The 18,764-nt window shown below is 64.1% G+C and carries 15 protein-coding genes; 6 read left to right on the top strand and 9 right to left on the bottom strand.

From position 1 onward, the window contains the following. The first annotated feature begins 64 nt into the window (after window positions 1-64). The 4 genes from SCL_RS13600 to SCL_RS13585 all read left to right on the top strand — a co-directional run bounded on the left by SCL_RS13600 (window position 65) and on the right by SCL_RS13585 (window position 6,630). On the top strand, window positions 65-1,357 hold the full coding sequence (locus tag SCL_RS13600; protein ID WP_096361719.1) for an acetyl-CoA C-acetyltransferase: 1,293 nt from the start codon (window positions 65-67) through the stop codon (window positions 1,355-1,357). Then, window positions 1,354-3,384: a 3-hydroxyacyl-CoA dehydrogenase NAD-binding domain-containing protein gene (locus SCL_RS13595; protein ID WP_197702648.1), complete on the top strand. Its 2,031-nt coding sequence runs from the start codon at window positions 1,354-1,356 to the stop codon at window positions 3,382-3,384. Before SCL_RS13600 ends, SCL_RS13595 begins: the two co-directional genes overlap by 4 nt. A 146-nt stretch (window positions 3,385-3,530) precedes the next feature. After that, a complete protein-coding gene (locus SCL_RS13590; protein WP_096361717.1) occupies window positions 3,531-4,892 on the top strand; it encodes an OmpP1/FadL family transporter in 1,362 nt (453 codons plus the stop codon). Between the two features lie 28 nt (window positions 4,893-4,920). Next, window positions 4,921-6,630: an AMP-dependent synthetase/ligase gene (locus tag SCL_RS13585; RefSeq protein WP_096361716.1), complete on the top strand. Its 1,710-nt coding sequence runs from the start codon at window positions 4,921-4,923 to the stop codon at window positions 6,628-6,630. On the opposite strand, the gene prmB is transcribed toward SCL_RS13585, so the two are convergent. The 8 genes from prmB to trxA form a co-directional block, all read right to left on the bottom strand. Continuing rightward, window positions 6,627-7,550, bottom strand: coding sequence for a 50S ribosomal protein L3 N(5)-glutamine methyltransferase (gene prmB / locus SCL_RS13580; protein ID WP_096361715.1), 924 nt, complete (start codon window positions 7,548-7,550; stop codon window positions 6,627-6,629). The two genes, SCL_RS13585 and prmB, sit on opposite strands and share 4 nt — an antisense overlap. Continuing rightward, a complete protein-coding gene (gene mdh / locus SCL_RS13575) occupies window positions 7,550-8,476 on the bottom strand; it encodes a malate dehydrogenase (RefSeq protein WP_096361714.1) in 927 nt (308 codons plus the stop codon). Before mdh ends, prmB begins: the two co-directional genes overlap by 1 nt. A gap of 140 nt (window positions 8,477-8,616) precedes the next feature. Next, on the bottom strand, window positions 8,617-9,864 hold the full coding sequence (locus SCL_RS13570; RefSeq protein WP_096361713.1) for a malic enzyme-like NAD(P)-binding protein: 1,248 nt from the start codon (window positions 9,862-9,864) through the stop codon (window positions 8,617-8,619). A gap of 9 nt (window positions 9,865-9,873) precedes the next feature. Continuing rightward, window positions 9,874-11,364 (bottom strand): M48 family metalloprotease, encoded by a 1,491-nt coding sequence (locus tag SCL_RS13565; protein WP_096361712.1) that lies wholly within the window; start codon window positions 11,362-11,364, stop codon window positions 9,874-9,876. A gap of 4 nt (window positions 11,365-11,368) precedes the next feature. Beyond that, window positions 11,369-12,148: a thermonuclease family protein gene (locus tag SCL_RS13560; protein WP_172426062.1), complete on the bottom strand. Its 780-nt coding sequence runs from the start codon at window positions 12,146-12,148 to the stop codon at window positions 11,369-11,371. Between the two features lie 119 nt (window positions 12,149-12,267). Further along, window positions 12,268-12,471, bottom strand: a complete 204-nt coding sequence (gene rpmE / locus SCL_RS13555; protein ID WP_096361710.1) for a 50S ribosomal protein L31 — start codon at window positions 12,469-12,471, stop codon at window positions 12,268-12,270. 149 nt (window positions 12,472-12,620) lie between these two features. Continuing rightward, entirely contained in the window at window positions 12,621-13,877 is a 1,257-nt protein-coding gene (rho, locus tag SCL_RS13550) for a transcription termination factor Rho (protein WP_096361709.1), read from the bottom strand. A gap of 185 nt (window positions 13,878-14,062) precedes the next feature. Beyond that, the gene (trxA, locus tag SCL_RS13545; RefSeq protein ID WP_096361708.1) at window positions 14,063-14,389 is read right to left on the bottom strand and encodes a thioredoxin TrxA; all 327 of its coding nucleotides are present in this window, start codon (window positions 14,387-14,389) and stop codon (window positions 14,063-14,065) included. A gap of 213 nt (window positions 14,390-14,602) precedes the next feature. Between trxA and rhlB the strand changes: the two genes are divergently transcribed. Both rhlB and SCL_RS13535 read left to right on the top strand, forming a co-directional pair. Continuing rightward, entirely contained in the window at window positions 14,603-16,072 is a 1,470-nt protein-coding gene (gene rhlB, locus SCL_RS13540; protein WP_096361707.1) for an ATP-dependent RNA helicase RhlB, read from the top strand. A 25-nt stretch (window positions 16,073-16,097) separates the two neighbouring features. Continuing rightward, window positions 16,098-16,652, top strand: coding sequence for a 1,2-dihydroxy-3-keto-5-methylthiopentene dioxygenase (locus SCL_RS13535; protein WP_096361706.1), 555 nt, complete (start codon window positions 16,098-16,100; stop codon window positions 16,650-16,652). 38 nt (window positions 16,653-16,690) lie between these two features. On the opposite strand, the gene SCL_RS13530 is transcribed toward SCL_RS13535, so the two are convergent. After that, window positions 16,691-18,757, bottom strand: a complete 2,067-nt coding sequence (locus SCL_RS13530; protein WP_096361705.1) for an MtrB/PioB family decaheme-associated outer membrane protein — start codon at window positions 18,755-18,757, stop codon at window positions 16,691-16,693. Window positions 18,758-18,764 lie beyond the last annotated feature (7 nt).

Genomic DNA, 18,764 nt, shown 5'->3' with positions numbered 1-18,764 from the left:
TCTTAATCTTGTTAATCCTGTGAATCCTGTCCATTTAGTTTTTTTATTTTTTTAAGGCAGTTACATGAACCGAGTTTTTATCGTCGATGGGGCACGCACGCCGTTCCTGAAGGCGCGCGCCGAGCCGGGGCCGTTCTCCGCCTCGGATCTGGCCGTGGCTAGCGCCCGGCCGCTGCTGGCGCGCCAGCCGTTTTCGGCGACCCAGCTCGACGAGGTCATCGTGGGCTGTGTCATCCCGGCGGCGGACGAGGCCAACATCGCGCGCCTGATCGCGCTGCGCCTCGGTTGCGGCAAGCGCGTGCCGGCGCACACGGTGCAACGCAACTGCGCCTCGGGCCTGCAGGCGATCGCGACCGCGGCCGAGCGCATCCAGCTCGGACGCTCGCATCTCGTGCTCGCCGGCGGCACCGAGGCCATGAGCCGCGCGCCGATCCAGTGGAACAGCGCCATGGCCGGCTGGCTCGGCAAGATGTTGCGCGCGCGTAATCCCCTGCAACGCCTCCAGGCGCTGGCGCGATTCCGGCCGTCGCTGCTCAAACCGGTGTATGCCCTGCTGCTGGGCCTCACCGATCCGCTGGTGAAGCTGTCCATGGGCCAGACCGCGGAAATTCTGGCGCATCATTTCGGCATCTCGCGCGAAACCCAGGACGTCTACGCCCTCAACAGCCACAAACGCCTGGCGGCGGCCTTCGATGCCGGGCACATGAACGCCGAAGTCGAAACACTCTATGAAGTGAACGAACGTTTCTACACCGAGGACACCGGCCTGCGGCGCGACACCGATCTTGGCCAGCTGGCGCAACTCCGCCCGGTGTTCGATCGCAAGTACGGTCTGGTGACTTCCGGCAACAGCTCGCAGGTGACCGATGGCGCCGCCATGCTGGTGCTCGCCAGCGAAACAGCGGTGAAGCAGCATGGACTTTCTGTGCTGGGCGAATGGGTGGATCACGAATGGGCCGGCGTGGACCCGAGCCAGATGGGACTCGGACCGGTACACGCCGTGGCCCAGTTGCTGGTGCGTCAAAAGATGAAAATGCGCGACCTGCAACAGCTGGAGCTCAACGAGGCCTTCGCGGTGCAGGTGCTGGCCTGCCAGGCGGCGTGGGACAGCGCGCAATATGCGCGTGAGGAGCTTGGCCTGGATGCGCCGATTGGCGCCATGGACCCGGAGCGCCTGAACCCCGAGGGCGGCGCTATTGCCAACGGCCATCCGGTGGGCGCCAGCGGCGCGCGCATCGTGCTGCACCTGTTGCATGCGCTGCACCGCCGGGGCGGCGGGCAGGGCATCGCCACCCTGTGCATCGGCGGCGGGCAGGGCGGCGCCATGCTGCTGCGCGCCGAGGGTCATAAATCATGAGCCACTGGCACCTCGACTACCACGGTGACCACGCGCTGCTGACGCTCGACGTGCAGGGCCAGTCGGCCAACGTCCTGTCGCAGGAAGTGTTGAACGAGCTCGACAAGCATCTGGACGAGCTCGAAACCAAAATGCTTGCGGGCCTGATCATCCGTTCCGGCAAGGCCTCCGGTTTCATCGCCGGGGCCGACGTGCGCGAGTTCGAGACCATCGACGATCCCGCGCGCGCCACCGAATTCGCCCGGCAGGGCCAGCAGGTGTATGCCCGGCTCTCGGGCCTGCCGTTTGCCACGGTGGCGGTGATTCACGGTTTCTGCCTCGGTGGCGGCCTGGAGCTGGCGCTGGCCTGCACCTACCGCATCGCGCGCGACGATCCCGGCACGCGCCTCGGCCTGCCCGAGGTGCGGCTCGGCATTCACCCCGGCTTCGCCGGCAGCGTGCGCCTGCCGCCGCTGGTGGGCGACATGACCGCGCTCGACATGATGCTGACCGGCCGCACGCTGTCGGCGCGCGAGGCGCGCCGCCGCGGGCTGGTGGACGAGACGGTGCCGGAACGGCATCTCCTGAACGCGGCCGTGGCATTCCTGAAAAAACATCCGGTGCCGGGCAAGGCGCCATGGTACCGGCGCGTGCCCGCCTGGAAACCGCTGCGCCAGGGGGTGGTGAAGCTCATGGCCCCGCGCGTGCGGCGCAAGGCGCATCCGGACCATTATCCTGCGCCGTGGCGGATTCTTGATCTGTGGCGCGAGCAGGCCACGGAGGAGCGCGAGGCCGAGTCGCTTGGCGAGCTGCTGGTGTCGCGTGCCAGCCGCAACCTGGTGCACGTATTTCTGCTGGGGGAGTCGCTCAAGCGTCACGGCCGGGCGCAGGCTCACGATATCGAACACGTGCATATCGTCGGCGCCGGCGTGATGGGCGCGGACATCGCCATCTGGGCCGCCAGCAAGGGCTTCCGCGTGAGCCTGCAGGATCGCGAGCCCGCGATCCTGGCGCGCGCGGTGAAACGGGCATACGGATTTTTCAAGTCGAAACTGAAAGACGCGCGCGCGGTGCAGGAGGCCATGGACCGTTTCATGCCGGACCTCGAAGGCCATGGACTGAAGCGCGCCGATCTCGTGATCGAAGCCATCGTGGAGAAGGTCGGGCCGAAGCAGGAGCTGTTCCGCGCGCTGGAGCAGAAGGTGCGCCCGCAGGCCCTGCTCGCCAGCAACACCTCGAGCATCCCGCTGGAAGTGATCGGCGAGTCCCTCCAGGACCCGTCGCGCCTGGTCGGGCTGCACTTCTTCAATCCGGTGGCGAAAATGCAGCTGGTCGAGATCGTGCGCGGCGCCCGGACCTCGGAAGCGGCGCTGGCGCGCGCCCGTGCCTTCACCGGCGCCATCGAGCGCCTGCCGCTGGACGTCAAAAGCAGCCCGGGGTTTCTCGTGAATCGCATTCTGATGCCGTATCTGCTCGAGGCCGTGAAGCTGGTCGAGGAAGGCGTGGGCGTGACCACCGTCGATCAGGCCGCGACCCAGTTTGGCATGCCCATGGGACCGATCGAACTGGCGGACACGGTCGGGCTCGATATCTGCCTGTCGGTGGCGGAGGAATTATCCGGGCCGCTGCAGGTCGAGGTGCCGGCGCGGCTGCGCGAGCTGGTCGCTCAGGGCCAGTTGGGGCGCAAATCCGGGCGCGGATTTTACGCGTACGACAAGCACGGCCGGCGCCTGACGCCGGCGCCGGAGAAGAGTGCCGTGGACGTGCCCGTGACCGAGCGCCTGGTGCTGCGGCTGCTCAACGAGGCCGTGGCCTGCCTGCGCGAGGGTGTGGTGGCCGGTGCCGACGCCGTCGATGCCGGCATGGTTTACGGCACCGGCTTTGCCCCCTTTCTCGGTGGGCCTATGCGCTACGTCGAGAGCCTGGGCGTGACCGGCATCAGCCACAGCCTGTATCGCCTGGCGCAGGAATACGGCCCGCGCTTCAATCCCGATACCGGCTGGTCGCGGCCGGAGCTGTTTCATCGGGGCATGGCCGGCAAGGTCTGAGGCTATTCGATTCAGGCCCGCGACCCAGTAAGATGAACCCGGTCGTGAACCGGCGTTGCCGTGGCATGGCCGTTCGCCAAATCAATAATCAAAACTGGCAAGGTTTCATGTTTGATCTGACCTTGCGCCAACCATGGAGGTGAGTGATGAACAAGCGAATTCGTCTGCTGGGTTCTCTGGGTGTCATGTTGTCCGCCTATGCCGTTCCCGGTCACGCGGCGTTTTTCCAGCTGGCTGAAAACAGCCCGGCGGGTCTGGGCAACGCCTTCGCCGGCGGGGCCGCCAGCGCCGAGGACGCGAGCACCGTCTGGTATAACCCGGCGGGCATGAGTCGCCTGCCCGGAGGGCAAACGGTCGTCGGCGGCCATGTCATCATGTTCTCCGCCAAGTTCAGCAAGAGCAGTGCCACGCTTTCAAGCACGTTTGGTGGAGGGGCGATTTCCGGCGGCGATGGCGGTGACGCGGGACGAACCGGCCTGGTGCCGAACGTTTATTACACGCAGGCTATCGATGATCGTCTTTCGTTCGGGTTGGGTGTGAACGCACCATTCGGATTGGTGACGGATTACGACGATGGTTGGGTGGGGCGCTATCATGCCGACCGCTCGCAGGTGAAAACGCTCAACATCAACCCCGCCGCCAGCTATCGGATGAACGATCAGCTTTCGTTCGGTGCCGGTTTGAATATCCAGCGCATCGAGGCGGTGCTGACCAATGCCGTGGATTATGGAACCATCTGTGCCGCGGTGCCGGGCGTTCAGGGTTGTGAGGCGCCGGGTGCGCTGGACGGGAATGCGCGCGTGCAGGCCGACAACACCGCATTTGGCTTCAATCTCGGTGCTCTCTGGCAGTTGGGCGAAAATACGCGCATCGGCTTGGCTTACCGTTCCAGAATCGATCATAAACTGGAAGGCAGTTCCACTTTGACGGCACCTAACGCCACGGCTGCCGCCACGGCCGCCGCGATCGGAATCGCGAACTCCGCCGTTCAGGCTTATGTCACGCTTCCGGAGACGATTTCCATCAGTGCATTTCATCAGCTCAACAATTCGTGGTCTGTCATGGGTGACATAACCCGCACGCGCTGGAGCCGCTTTCCCGAGTTGCGCATCGATTTCCTGGATACCACGCAATCGGATTCGGTGGTCACCTTTGCGCTGGAGGACGTCAATCGTTATTCGGTCGGCGCCACTTACGCCCCGGGTGGAAACTGGAGTTATCGCGCGGGCGTGGCGCTTGATCAGTCACCCACGCCGAATGCCGAATTCCGCAGCGCGCGGCTCCCGGACGCCGATCGCAAATGGATTACGCTGGGCGTCAGTCACCGCAGCAGCGAATCCATGTCGCTCGATTTTTCATATGCCCATATCTGGGTGGATAACACGGATATCAACAAAAGCGCCGGCACTTCGGCTACCAACGAAAATTTCCTGCGCGGCAATCTGGTTGGCAGCTATGACGCCAACATCAATATCCTGAGCGCGCAGGCGCGTTGGGCATTCAAGTAAACAGGCACATGGCGCCAGGGAGAACGCCATGAACCTGACCGACCAGTCCAGCCTCTCCGACCTGTTTGTCGAACGCGTCCGGGAAACCCCGGACGCGCCGGCCTATCGCCAGTTTGACGGCAGCGGCTGGAAGGACCTGACCTGGGGCGAAACGGGACGCGAGGTGATGCGCTGGCAGGCGGCGTTCAGGAAGGAAGGTCTCAAGGCCGGCGACCGCGTGGCCCTGTGCCTGCACAACCGCGTGGAGTGGGTGCTGTTCGACCAGGCGGCGCTGGGGCTGGGCCTGGTGACGGTGCCGCTGTATTTCGACGACCGCCCGGACAACATGGCCTGGTGCCTGAACGACGCCGGTGCGCGCCTGCTGCTGCTCGAAGATGGCAGGATGTGGGCCGGGCTGCGCGATCAAGTCAAGACCATCGAGCGCGTCGTGAGCCTCGATGCGGCGGACGCCGGCGGCGATAAAAAGGTGACCGGCCTGGAGGCGTGGTTGCCGCCGGCAGCTGAGGACATGCTGGCGCGCTCCGCTGCCGCTCCCAATGATCTGGCCACCATCGTTTACACCTCCGGCACCACCGGACGGCCCAAGGGCGTGATGCTGTCGCATCGCAATATCCTGAGCAACGTCCTCTCTGCCATGAAGGCGCTCCCGGCCTACACCACGGATCGCTTTCTGTCGTTTCTGCCGCTGTCGCACATGTTCGAGCGCACCTGCGGCTATTACTCCGCCATGTGGGCCGGGGCACAGACAGTCTACGCACGTTCGATCACCTTGCTGGCGGATGACATCCGCGAGCAACGGCCCACCATCCTCATCAGCGTGCCGCGCATCTTCGAGCGCATTTATTCCAGGATGCAGGAGGCGATGGCGCCCGGCTCCCCCAAACGCAAGCTGTTTGAAAAGGCCACCGAAGTCGGCTGGCGGCGGTTTCGCGGCGAGGCTGCTTTCGCCGACAAGTTGCTGTGGCCGCTGCTCAAGCTGCTGGTGGCGAAGAAACTTTACCGCCGCCTCGGCGGGCGCATCCGCATGATCGTCGTCGGCGGCGCGGCGTTTGCCCCGCATCTCTCGCGTGTGTTCATCGGTCTCGGGTTGCCGATCATTCAGGGTTACGGCCTCACCGAAACCTCGCCGGTGCTGGCGGCCAATCGCATGAACGACAACGACCCGACTTCCGTGGGCCGCGCGCTCGAGGGCATCGAACTGCGCTGCGACGACAAGGGTGAATTGCTGGCGCGCGGGCCGTGCGTGATGCTCGGCTACTGGAACAAGCCCGAGGCCACCGCCGCCATGATCGACCGGGACGGCTGGCTGCACACCGGCGATCTGGTCGCGATCCGCGGCGGCAACGTCTACATCACCGGGCGCGTCAAGGACATCATCGTGCTGTCCAACGGCGAGAAGGTGCCGCCGACGGACGCCGAGGCCGCGATCCTGCGCGATGCGGCGTTCGAGCAGGTGATGGTGGTTGGCGAGGGCCGGCCCAAGCTCGGGCTGCTGGCGGTGAGCAAAATCACCGATGCCGGAGAACTGTGCCGGCGCGCCAACGCCCAGCTGCGTGACTTCCCCGGCTATGCGCGCATCCACCATCTCGCGCGGATGGCCGATCCCTGGACCGTGGAAAACGGCCTGCTCACGCCGACGCTGAAGGCGAAGCGCAACGAGATCGAGAAACGTTATGCGCGCGAGATCGAGGCCATGTACGCGGGCCCGGACCTGTGTCAGCCGAAGAACAACGGCTAGCCCGCTGTCCTGAATGCCCGGCGCTGCCGGATCAGCTCCTCCGCCGTCAGCAGAAACACGCTTTCGTCCCCGGTTGATGTCGTCAGCCACACGAACGGCACCGACGGGAATTTCCTTTGGAGCGTCTCCGCGCTGTTGCCCACCTCGCCCACCAGTATCCCGCCGGGGTTGAGATGCCGCGGGGCGTCCGCAAGGATGCGCACGATGGCGTCCAGTCCCTGCCGGCCGGAGACCAGCGCCAGTTCCGGCTCGTGCAGGTATTCGCGCGGCAGGGTTTTCATTTCGGTGTGCGCTACGTACGGCGGGTTGGTGACGATGACGTCATAGTTCCGGCCTTTCAGCGCCCGGAAAAGATCGGAGCGCACCAGCTGCACGCGCCGCCCGAGGCGGTGGCGCTTGACGTTGAGGCGCGCCACGGCCAGCGCCTCCGCGGAGATGTCGGCCGCGTCCACGCGCGCACGGGGGAAGGCTTGGGCGCAGGCGATGGCCATGCAGCCGCTGCCGGTGCACAGGTCCAGAATGCGCTGCACGCGTTTGGCGTCGATCCACGGCTGGAATTGCTCGGTAATGAATTCGCCGGTGAGCGAGCGCGGCACGATCACGCGCTCGTCCACATAAAATTTGCGCCCCGCAAACCACGCCTCCTTGAGCAGATACGCCAGCGGCCGACGGGTCTGGATGCGCACCGTTGCGAGGGCGTCGATTTTTTTCAGCGTGGCCGGCGTGACCGGTTGGTTCAGCCGGCCGGCGAGCTTGTCCGGCGCGAGTTTCAGTGCATGGCCTACCAGCCAGGCGGCCTCGTCCTGCGCCGTTTCGGTGCCGTGACCGAAATAAAGTTTCGCGCGCCGGAAGCGGCGCGCGACCGCGCGAATGGTTTCCGCGACGGTGCCAAGGGTGCGGCGGCAAGATCGGCGGGGCACTACTTTTTCAGCTTGGCCAGATCGGCGCGCACGGTTTCGGCCGATTTCCTGAACTCGGCCGCCTCCTGCGCGCTCAACGGCAGCTCGATGACCTTTTCAATCCCGTGTTCGCCGAAAACGCAGGGCACGCCCATGCAGATGTCGGTGAGCCCGTATTCGCCCTCGAGCACCGCCACCGCGGGCAGGATGTGCCGGCGGTTGCGGCTGATGGCGTCGATCATGGAGGCGATGGCCGCGGCCGGGGCGTCGTAGGCGCTGGCGGTCTTGCGCAGGCTCAGGATCTCGGCGCCGCCCTCGCGCGTGCGTTTGACGATCTTTTCGATTTGTTCCTTCGACAGGAAATGGTCGATGGGAATGCCGTTGATGGTGGCGAAACGCGTCATCGGCACCATGGTGTCGCCGTGGCCGCCGAGTACCATGGCGCTGACGTCCTTGACCGAGAAGCCGGTTTCCAGGGCCACGAAGCTGGCCATGCGTGCGGAATCGAGCACGCCGGCCATGCCAAAGACGTGGCGGCGTTCGAAGCCCGAGCGCTTCCAGGCGGCGTAGGTCAGCACGTCCACGGGGTTGGAGACGATCAGCAGCATGGCCTGGGGCGCGTGTTTTTTTACCTCGTCGACGATGCCGTAGAGCACGGCGAGGTTGGTATCGAGCACGTCCGAGCGCGACATCCCCGGCTTGCGCGGCACGCCGGCAGTGATGACCACCATGTTCGAGCCGGCCATATCCTTGAGGTCGTTGGAGCCGGCGAGCCGGGTATCGAAGTCGTAGATCGGCGCCGATTCCTGGATGTCGAGCGCCGTGCCCTGTGGCACGCCTTCCTTGATGTCGATCAGCATGACCTCGCGGCAGGTTTCGTGCTTGGCGAGATTGTGCGCGGTGGATTCGCCCACGCGCCCGGCGCCGACGATGGTGATTTTTTTCATGACCGGTCCTTTGGTTGGGAAAGACGGTTGCTGGTTTCAAGTCTCAGGTTTCAACTCTCAAGCCAGTGAAAGCCCTTCCATGAACTAGAAACCTGAAACTGAAAGAAGTATAGCCAAGCACTCCACGCCGGTCTGGCGCCTCACGGCGCCGGATAATGCGCCGGGTAGCCCGCCCGCGCCACGCCGGAATCGACTGCCGCCCTGGCCACGGCCGGCGGGATGGTCTTGATCAGGCGCGGGTCGAGCGGCTTGGGGATGATGTATTCCGGACCGAATTCCAGACGTTCCAGGCCGTAGGCGCGCAGCACCTCGGCGGGCACCGGATCATGGGCCAGTCTGGCCAGCGCGTGCACCGCGCCGACGAGCATGGCGCGCGAGACGGAGCTGGCGTGCACGTCGAGCGCGCCGCGGAAGATGTAAGGGAAACCCAGCACGTTGTTCACCTGGTTGGGGTAATCCGAGCGGCCGGTGGCCATGATGAGATCGCGGCGCACCGCGTTCGCGAGCTCGGGGCGGATTTCCGGGTCGGGATTGGCCAGCGCGAACACCACGGGCCTGGGCGCCATCGACGCCACCATCTCGGGCGATACCACGTTGCCGGCCGAGACGCCGATGAACACGTCCGCACCCTGCATGGCGTCGGCGAGCGTGCGCTTGTCGGTAACCTGGGCGTAGCGGCGCTTGTAGATGTTGAGGTCGGGGCGGCCGGGATGGATCACGCCCTGGCTGTCGAGCAGCAGCATGCGCTCGCGTTTCGCGCCCAGGGCGATCAGCAGCTGCATCGTGGCCAGGCCGGCGGCGCCGGCGCCGAGCAGCACGATGCGCGCCTCGGGCAGTTTCTTGCCCTGGAGTTCGAGCGCGTTCAGCAGGCCCGCGCAGATGATCACGGCGGTGCCGTGCTGGTCGTCGTGGAATACCGGGATGTCGAGGCGCGCGCGCAGCATTTCCTCGATGGCGAAACACTCGGGCGCGGCGATGTCCTCGAGGTTGATGCCGCCGAAGGTCGGCGCGATGTAGGCCACGGTGTCGATGAAACTGTCGCGGTCGGGCGCGTCGATCTCGATGTCGAACACGTCGATGTTGGCGAAGCGCTTGAACAGCACCGCCTTGCCCTCGAGCACCGGCTTGCTGGCCAGCGAACCGCGGTTGCCGAGGCCGAGGATGGCGGTGCCGTTGCTGATGACCGCCACCAGGTTGCCCTTGTTGGTGTAACGGTAGGCGGCCTCGGGATCCTTGGCGATCTCGCGCACCGGCTCGGCCACGCCCGGGGAGTAGGCCAGTGAAAGGTCCTGCTGGGTCTCGCACGGCTTGGTCGGCACCACGGCGATCTTCCCCGGCGCCGGCTTCGAATGATAATCGAGCGCGGCCTGCTTCATTTCATTTTTCATGGGTGTTGCCTATTCGATGATCTTGATGGATTCGCCCGCCTGCGGTTCTCCGTCCGGGAACTTGTCGTTGATCAGACGCAGGGTCTCTTCGCTGTATTTTTCCAGCGTGGATTTTTTGGCGAGTGTCGCGAAGCTATCGCCGGAAACGGCGCGGATGACGCGCAAACGTTGTCCCTGGCCACGCCGTTCCACGGCCGTTTTTTCCTCCGCCTTCAAGGGACGCAGCTTGCCTGCCAGGGCCAGAAATACACGGTCCGCCGTGGCAAAAGCCCCGGGCGTTTTTGCCGTGCCCTGAAGCAGCAGTCGCTTGTTGTTGTAGTGCATGACGGTAACCCGGGTTTCATTTGCGCTGAAACCGGAGGCCATGGGCAAAATTGTCGTAAACGAAGGTTGTGACAAGCCTTTCACGGACTCTCCTTTGGGGAGGTCGTTCAATTGCATGTGACGTTTCAGAAATTCATCAGGCGTAACGTCCTTGTCGAGATCATGTATGTCCAGCTGCAGCCGCGCCTGCTGATCGTTGCTTGCCATCGAAACGGTCGTCAGGGACGTGAGCGCCGGTTGCACAGACCATCCCTTTGGAAAATCAAAACTCAAGTCCGATTCCGGCAAATAGTAACGGTTGCCGACAAGAACGCCGGCCTTTTTGACGGTACCGAACGACAGGTTCTCGATCTGTTTAAGATAATTCTCGCGCCCGACATAGGGGGCTGAAAGGGTTTTGTACCGGTCGGCTTCCCCCACAACCTCCTGCAGGCGCTTGTCGGCGCTGGGATGGCTGGCAAACACCCCGTGATAGATGCGCGCCTCGCGGTTCTCGGCGGCGGCGGTTTTTTTCTCGTATTCCTCCTGATTTTTCAGGATACCGATGACCTTGATCACGGCCTGCGGATCGTATCCCGCGCGAGCCATGTATTCAGCGCCGAGCCGGTCGGATTCGAGTTCGTGTTCACGCCCGTATCCGGAAAGCATGGCGTTGCCCAGCACGTTGAACAAATCCTGGCTGACACGCACCCCCGTGGCGACCCCGATGATCGCGCCGACCATCCCGGTGGCGGTGGCGGCGCTGTGCTGGCGCACGCCGTGACGCGCCGTGACGTGGCCGATCTCGTGACCCAGCACGGCGGCGAGTTCGGCCTCGGAATTGATGTAGGCCATGATGCCGCGGGTGATGTAGATGTAACCGCCCGGGAGCGCGAAGGCATTGACCTCCGGGCTGTCGAGCACGGTGAAGTGATAACCGAGATTCTTGCGATGGCTTTGTTCCGCCAGCTTCTGGCCGATCTGTTGCACATAGGCCTGCAGTTCGGGGTTGTCATAAACCCCATACTTCTCACGGATTTTGGCATCGTTGGTGCTGCCGATGTTGACTTCCGAGGACTCGCTCATGAACACGAGGTCCGGCGTGCCGCTGACCGGGTTCATGGCGCAACCGGCGCTGGCGCCAGCCATTACCGCGGTCAGCAGCAAATGAATCAACCGGAAGGCAGGATTACGCATGGGATTAATCGCGCCATGTTAGCATGGCCGGGTGTGGCACACGCAGGTGCAGCCGGCCTTTGGATTGCGTGAGCCAGCCGCGTGCGACCACGCTCCGGCCGACCAGATCGGCTGACTTTCCCTCGTTCGCTCCCGACATCCTGTCTCCCGCGACATTAGTGCCTCCCTGCACGTCAAAGTATTTTTTCCACTCCGCGTGCGGTACGACCAGGGCCACGTGCGGGGCCAGGTCGAAATAAATCACCTTGCGCCCCTTGGCGCGTCGCTGGATGGTCCCTTGGATGAACCGAAACCCGGTGTCCTTTTCCGTGAGGTCGCTGGCCGGTTTGGGGGTGTAAGCCGCTTCGCCCCAGACGCCGCGGCCGGCCGCGCGTGCCTCGGTTTCCGCCCTCAGCAGGCTGTCCAGCTGGTCCACGTTGGGCGGAATGGCGATGGCCCAGGCGAGCCCTTCCCGCAGCAGGATTTCCTCGATGCTGGCACCATCCGCAAGGCGCGCATGCACCAGCCAGCGGCCGTAATGATCCTGGCGCTCACGCCCGTGGGAAAGCGTCAGCGTCTGGCCCTTTATCAGCCGGGAAAGCCGGTTGCGCGCCTGTTGCGCCAACGGCTGGCTGGGCGCGCCATCCTTGCCCAGTTCCGGGGCGTTGATGCCGATCAGGCGCACCTGGCGGCCATCGGCGAGGAGGAAGCTGTCGCCGTCGAGTACATGCCGGACCCGGGCCGTTTCTGCCTGCGCGGAAGCGACCGCCGGGAGGGTGATGAAAAATAAAAAGGCGCTCAGCACGAGCGCCCCGAGTGCACAAAGTCGGGCGCCGCGCGCCCGGTTCGACCCTCTCTCCCGCGGGAAAGAAGGTGAGGAGGAGGGTATCCGGAGGGTGGTGGTCAGGTGCTGGCTTAAGCTTTTTACTTGCGCGCGTACTTCTGGCGGAATTTCTCGACGCGCCCACCGGTGTCCACCAGCTTCTGCTTGCCGGTGTAGAACGGATGGCACACGGAGCACACTTCCACGTGCAGCTCATGGCCGAGGGTGGAACGGGTCGTGAAGCTGTTGCCACAGCTGCAATTGACCGTGATTTCCTGGTAAGCCGGATGGATGCCTTCTTTCATATCACTGATCTCTAAGGGTTTTGCCGCCGATTTCCGACCGGGGCGTGAAAGGGCGGGCATTCTAAGCGCAATCAAGGGCTTGGGCAAGCCGCGCGTTAGCGCTTCGATTTCCGGACGAAATCGAGGGCGCTAAGACAGGGACGCCTTGCTTAGCGCTTCATGGAATCAAAGAATTCGCCGTTATTTTTGGTAGCCCGCAGCTTCTCCAGCAGGAATTCCGAGGCTTCGAGTTCGTCCATCTGATGCAGGAGTTTGCGCAGGATCCAGATCTTCTGCAGCTCTTCCGGGATCAGCAGCAGCTCTTCGCGGCGGGTGCCGGAGCGGTTGATGTTGATCGAGGGATAGGAGCGTTTCTCCGCCAGGCGCCGGTCAAGATGGATTTCCATGTTGCCGGTACCCTTGAACTCTTCGTAGATCACGTCGTCCATCTTGGAGCCAGTGTCGATCAGGGCGGTGGCGATAATCGTGAGACTGCCGCCTTCCTCGATGTTGCGCGCCGCGCCGAAGAAGCGCTTCGGGCGCTGCAGGGCATTGGCGTCAACACCGCCGGTGAGCACCTTGCCGGAAGCAGGAACCACGGTGTTATAGGCGCGGGCCAGACGCGTGATCGAGTCGAGCAGGATCACGACGTCTTTTTTGTGCTCCACCAGGCGCTTGGCCTTCTCGATCACCATTTCGGCGACCTGCACGTGGCGGCTGGCCGGCTCGTCGAAGGTGGACGAGATCACCTCGCCGCGCACCGAGCGCTGCATTTCGGTGACTTCTTCCGGGCGCTCGTCGATGAGCAGCACGATCAGGAACACGTCGGGATGGTTGGCGGTAATGGCGTGGGCGATGTTCTGCAGCATCACGGTCTTGCCGGCCTTGGGCGGCGACACCAGCAGTCCGCGCTGGCCCTTGCCGATGGGCGCGATCAGGTCGATCACGCGCGCTGTCAGGTTTTCGGTCGAGGAGTTGTCGCGCTCGAGGCGGAAGCGGTCGGTCGGGTGCAGCGGCGTCAGGTTCTCGAACAGGACCTTGTTCTTGGCCTCGTCCGGGTTCTGGAAATTGATCTCGTCGACCTTGAGCAGGGCGAAGTAGCGTTCGGATTCCTTCGGCGGGCGGATATTGCCCTTGACGGTGTCGCCGGTGCGCAGGTTGAAGCGGCGTATCTGCGAGGGCGAGACGTAGATGTCATCCGGCCCGGCGAGGTAGGAGGCGTCCGCCGAGCGCAGGAAGCCGAAGCCGTCCTGCAGGATTTCGACCACGCCTTCGCCGATGATGTCCTCGCCCTTCTTGGCCTGGGCCTTGAGGATCGCGAAGATCAGGTCCTGTTTGCGCAGCCGCCCGCCGCCTTCGACGTCGAGAGCCGCGGCCATTTCGGCGAGCTCGGTCGCGGGCTTGCGCTTGAGCTCGGAGAGATTCATTAAGTTTGCATTCATGTGGTCACCGCTTCCGGACGTACCAGGGGCGCTACCGACCCGCTGTGAAGCCCGGGGAATGGATAATCAGGAGTTGGTTGGAAGCAGGAACGTCTTGGAATTTTTGTACTTCAAATAAACGATAGCACCAGTTGCCATCCTCGTCCAGTGTTGCAAACCGGCGCCGCCTTTTACAGGTTGCCGTCGATGAAGGCCGCCAGTTGCGATTTGGACACTGCGCCCACCTTGGTGGCCTCGACGTTGCCGTTCTTGAACAGCATCAGGGTCGGGATGCCGCGAATGCCGTACTTGGGCGGCGTCTGCGGGTTCTCGTCGATGTTCAGTTTCGCGACCTTGAGTTTGCCCTTGTATTCCTCGGCGATTTCCTGAAGCACCGGAGCGATGATCTTGCACGGTCCGCACCATTCCGCCCAGTAATCCACCAGCACCGGCCCCTCGGCCTTGAGCACTTCCGCCTCGAAGCTGTCATCGCTGATGTTTACAATGCCTTGACTCATGTGTCGCACGCCTCCGTCTGGGTTCAATGGGATTCGGCCGGACCGGCTGGCCGCGGGCTGAATGAACGAGCTAGAAGGCCCATAGTTTGCGGTGAAAAAGGCCTGAAATGCAAGCCACGCCGCGCCGGCCCTTAAAAGTGCTGTCGGGCAACCAAGATAATGCAGCCCTGCTGCGCTCGTCTTGCCATTCGTATATGCTTGCGGTCCCGTTTTATGAGTGATCACCATCTCAGCGACAAGTCCTTCGCCGGACTGAACCTGCCCGAGCCCCTGTTGCGCGGGGTGCACGAGGCCGGCTTCGAATATTGCACGCCGATCCAGGCCGAGGCATTGCCGCTGGCGCTGGCCGGCCAGGACGTCGCCGGCCAGGCCCAGACCGGCACCGGCAAGACCGCGGCGTTTCTGCTGGCGGCGTTCAACCATTTATTGGCGCACCCGGCCGAGGGCCGCCTCCCGACCCAGCCGCGTGCCATCATGCTGGCGCCGACGCGCGAGCTGGCGGTGCAGATTCACCGGGACGCCGAGGTGCTGGGCAAGCACACCGGCTTCCGGCTCGGCCTCGTGTTCGGCGGTACCGGCTATGACTCGCAGCGCAAGATGCTGGAAGAGGGAGTCGACGTGCTGATCGGCACGCCCGGTCGTCTCATCGATTATTTCAAGCAGCACGTGTTCGATCTCAACGCGGTGCAGGTCATGGTGCTGGACGAGGCCGACCGCATGTTCGACCTCGGCTTCATCAAGGACATCCGCTTCCTGTTGCGACGCATGCCGCCGCCGGCCAGGCGCCTCAGCATGCTGTTCTCGGCGACGCTCTCGTACCGCGTCACCGAACTCGCCTACGAGCATATGAACAACCCGCAGTTCGTGAGCATCGAGCCGGACAAGCGCACCGCCGACAAGGTCACGCAGGTGCTGTATCACACCGCCCTCGAGGAGAAGCTGCCGCTGCTGGTGCACCTGCTGCGGCAAAAGGACCCGACCCGCAGCCTGGTGTTCACCAACACCAAGGACATGGCCGAGCACATCGCCGCTACGCTCAAGGCCAACGGCCTCGACGCCGCGGTGCTGTCGGGCGACGTGCCGCAGAACCTGCGCCTGCGCATCCTGCTCGATTTCACCGAGGGTCGGCTGCCGGTGCTGGTGGCGACCGACGTGGCGGCGCGCGGGCTGCACATCCCGGACGTGTCGCACGTGTTCAATTACGACCTGCCGCAGAACGCCGAGGACTACGTGCACCGCATCGGCCGTACCGCGCGCGCCGGCGCCAGCGGCGACGCCGTGAGCTTCGCCTGCGAGCGCTTTGTGTTCGGGCTGCCCGAGATCGAGGCCTACATCGGCCACAAGATCCCGACCGCGCCGGTGCTGCCGGAGATGCAGCCGTCCATCGAGCGCGTGGCGCGGCCCCCGCGCCACGACCGTGGCGATCGCCGCCCCGGGGGCGATCGCGGACGCGGCGGCCGTCCCGAGCGCGGACGCGGCCAGGAACGTGGCCGCGAGCGCGAGGCGCGGCGGCCGGAGCGTGAACGTCCGCGCGAACCGGAGGTCCGACGTCAGGAGGCCGCGCCGCGTACGGAGCAGCCCGTTGAAACACCGGCGCCACCGGCCAAGCCGGTGCCGAGCGCGAAGCGGCTGGTGCGGCCGGCACTGCGCCGCCCCGGCGGCGAGAAACCGGTCATCGGTTAACTTTTAAAAACTGGAGGAAGAGATCATGGCCCGGATCATTTTTCCCGATGGAACAGAATTGAAAGACCTGCCCGCGGTGCAGAGCCGCCTGGCGCGCCTGGGCATCACGCTGCGCAACTGGCCTGCCCCGGCGGATGCGCGCGCCAGGGAGTTGATGCAAAGAAAAAGCCTGAACGACACCGAGAAGGAAGAGCTGCTGGGTTTCGTCCAGAACCGCTTCGAGGAGCTGAAGCGCGAGAAGGGCTACCGGACGCGCGACATGGTGGTGATCCACGAGGACATCCCGGGGCTGGCCGACATGCTGGCCAAGTTCGACAAGATCCACACCCACGCCGACGACGAGGTACGCTACATCCTCGATGGCAGCGGCTACTTCGGTTTCGTCGAGCCGGACGGCAGACAGTTCCTGCTGGAAGTCAGCGGCGGCGATTATATCAACGTCCCGGCCAACGCCGAGCACTGGTTCGAGATGCGCGGCTGCACCCGCTGCAAGGCGGTGCGCTACTTCATCGACACCTCCGGCTGGACGCCGAACTACACCGGCCGCCACCGCGCGTTCGTGGAAGCGGCGACGGTCTAGCGCTTCCGCCGGCCGCCAACGCAATCAATCCGGCAGTTCTACCACCACCGGTAATAATACGAAACACCGACAAAGCTCACCTTCTGGGTCGGCTCCTGCAGGACGGTGGTGCCACCATCGGCGGGGCTGTAGTTCCAGTTCGCCCAGGTCCAGTCGTCGGTCCGGTAGCGATCGTAGATGTACATCACCCGCATGCCCGCATTGCGCTGCAGCGCGTATTTCACGGACAGATTCAGGCTCGTGACCTTGGTGTTGATGTTGTCCAGCGGGCTGACGGCCGCGCCGGCGATCGAGCTCAGCTCCATCTCGTCGCGCACCTTCGAGTGGGATAGATCCGCACTCAGCTCAATCTTGGAAGTGAGTGCGGCGCGTAGCCCAAGGCCGAAGCTGTCCGCGAGGTTGCGCACGTTCGATCCCCATACCTGCTGGGTCCCTGGCGTGCAGGCATCCGCCGCCCCGGCGCGGCACTGGACGCTTTCCAGGCTGGTGTCATTGACCGAGTACCAGGCCGTCCCCTGCATTTCGTCAGTGAAGCTGTAGGACGCATCCAGTGAGTAGTTCTCCGCCCTGCCTTCACGCACCGCCTGGTCGACGACACTGATGCCGCGCCCGCTGTATTCGTCGCGTGCCTGATCGAGACGCAGGCTGACCGACAGGGGGTTGGTCGGCATCCAGTTCAATGTCAGTCGCCACAGGTCACGGTCGCGGTCCGCCAAGTGCAGCGGCGCGACCTGGTTGCTGCCGGTGGCGCCACTGATGTACAGGGGATTGAGCAGCCAATCGGAGCCGCCGCGGTTGCTGTGAATGAACGACACCGCGCCGGTCACGGTCTCGGAGATCGAGCGGCGCAGCTCGGTGCGTAAAGACGTCTCGTCGGTGGTTTCGCGAAAGCTGACCGAGCGTACCGGCGGGCTGTTGCGCGTCTTCTCCACGTAGTCCACGCCGCCGGTCAGGCGAAAGGCCATCGGCAACAGATAGCTCGCTTCAAATTTACCCGAGATGGTCTTGATGTCGCGTGGCTCATTGGTGCCGTCGGTGGTCGAGCCGGATACTCCCGCGAGCGGAAAGTAGGTGAACACGGGTGTCTTGTCGTCACGGTCGTCGTAGCGCAGATCCGCACGCAACGTCAGCTTTGACATCGGGCGCGCGGTCAGGCCGGCCTGCACCAGGGTCGTGTCGATACGGCCGTCGAGGCTGCCCGGAGCGCCGGCGGTGGGCGTGGTGGCGAAGGCTTCGTTTTGCGTGATCCGGCCGACAGCGACCTTGAAGGTTCCGCGGGTCGTCTTGGTGAAGTCGTAGCCTCCGGCCAGATGCAACTGGTGCGATTCATTGTCCGGCGGCAGGCCCATCTGGTCGCAGCCCGTAAAGATGGCGCAACCCGGCACGTTGAGGACGTTATTGCTGTTGTCGAACGCGGTGCCGTAGTAACCACCCGTAAGCTGCAGGTTGCGGGTTGTGTAGCTGAGCGTGGCGTCGATCTGGCGCGTCGTCTGGTCGATGGGGTCGGTCAGGAAGCGCCAGGTTCCAAAGGTGCCCTGGCCCCACAGGCGTTCGCCGTCCTTCTCCTCGTTGCGGAAGCGCACTTGCAGGCCCAGGTTGTCCGAGAGTTCCTTGTTAAACCCGAGCGTCAGCGCATCGCGCTCGGTCTTGAGATGGTATTGCTGCGCTGTCGCGCTGCCGCCGACAGTCTGCGTGGTGGTGCCGATGCCGGAGAGCGTGGTCGTCACGGTGTACGGGTCGAACCGCGGTGTCTGACTGAAGTCGATGAAGTAGCCCCAGTCGCCCTGGCGCTCATGCTCGAGGCGCAACTCGCGATCGTCGAAGCCCAGGTTGCGTCCGTTGAGCCTGAGCCAGGTGCCGGTGGTTTCGTCGCGCTGCACGAAATCCAGATCGACCAATCCGTAGGTACCATTCTCGTTCAGTCCGGTGTACTGGCCGAAGCGCTGGTTGTCCCGGGATACATGCCCGATGCCCACGCTGACCGTGCTTTCAGGCTTGGTCAGCTCGGTGAGTTCGTCAACCTCCGCCGCGACAGCGGAGCCAAGTGTGGCCAGCACCGCCGCGGCCAGCATGCCCGGGAGAAAGCTCTTTCTAATCGCGTTCATGTCATCC

Origin of the sequence: Sulfuricaulis limicola (assembly GCF_002355735.1) — a bacterium.
Lineage (GTDB): Bacteria > Pseudomonadota > Gammaproteobacteria > Acidiferrobacterales > Sulfurifustaceae > Sulfuricaulis > Sulfuricaulis limicola.
Note: the sequence above shows the minus strand (reverse complement) of the source record. Positions and strands in the feature narration are given on the sequence as shown.

Excerpts from the sequence above, each read along its gene's own strand:
- SCL_RS13570 (WP_096361713.1), bottom strand. The coding sequence starts at position 9,864 with ATGAAAAATGAAATGAAGCAGGCCGCGCTCGATTATCATTCGAAGCCG.
- rpmE (WP_096361710.1), bottom strand. The coding sequence starts at position 12,471 with ATGAAAGAAGGCATCCATCCGGCTTACCAGGAAATCACGGTCAATTGC.
- SCL_RS13565 (WP_096361712.1), bottom strand. The coding sequence starts at position 11,364 with ATGCGTAATCCTGCCTTCCGGTTGATTCATTTGCTGCTGACCGCGGTA.
- SCL_RS13595 (WP_197702648.1), top strand. The coding sequence starts at position 1,354 with ATGAGCCACTGGCACCTCGACTACCACGGTGACCACGCGCTGCTGACG.
- SCL_RS13530 (WP_096361705.1), bottom strand. The coding sequence starts at position 18,757 with ATGAACGCGATTAGAAAGAGCTTTCTCCCGGGCATGCTGGCCGCGGCG.
- SCL_RS13590 (WP_096361717.1), top strand. The coding sequence starts at position 3,531 with ATGAACAAGCGAATTCGTCTGCTGGGTTCTCTGGGTGTCATGTTGTCC.
- trxA (WP_096361708.1), bottom strand. The coding sequence starts at position 14,389 with ATGAGTCAAGGCATTGTAAACATCAGCGATGACAGCTTCGAGGCGGAA.
- rho (WP_096361709.1), bottom strand. The coding sequence starts at position 13,877 with ATGAATCTCTCCGAGCTCAAGCGCAAGCCCGCGACCGAGCTCGCCGAA.
- SCL_RS13600 (WP_096361719.1), top strand. The coding sequence starts at position 65 with ATGAACCGAGTTTTTATCGTCGATGGGGCACGCACGCCGTTCCTGAAG.
- mdh (WP_096361714.1), bottom strand. The coding sequence starts at position 8,476 with ATGAAAAAAATCACCATCGTCGGCGCCGGGCGCGTGGGCGAATCCACC.
- SCL_RS13585 (WP_096361716.1), top strand. The coding sequence starts at position 4,921 with ATGAACCTGACCGACCAGTCCAGCCTCTCCGACCTGTTTGTCGAACGC.
- rhlB (WP_096361707.1), top strand. The coding sequence starts at position 14,603 with ATGAGTGATCACCATCTCAGCGACAAGTCCTTCGCCGGACTGAACCTG.
- SCL_RS13535 (WP_096361706.1), top strand. The coding sequence starts at position 16,098 with ATGGCCCGGATCATTTTTCCCGATGGAACAGAATTGAAAGACCTGCCC.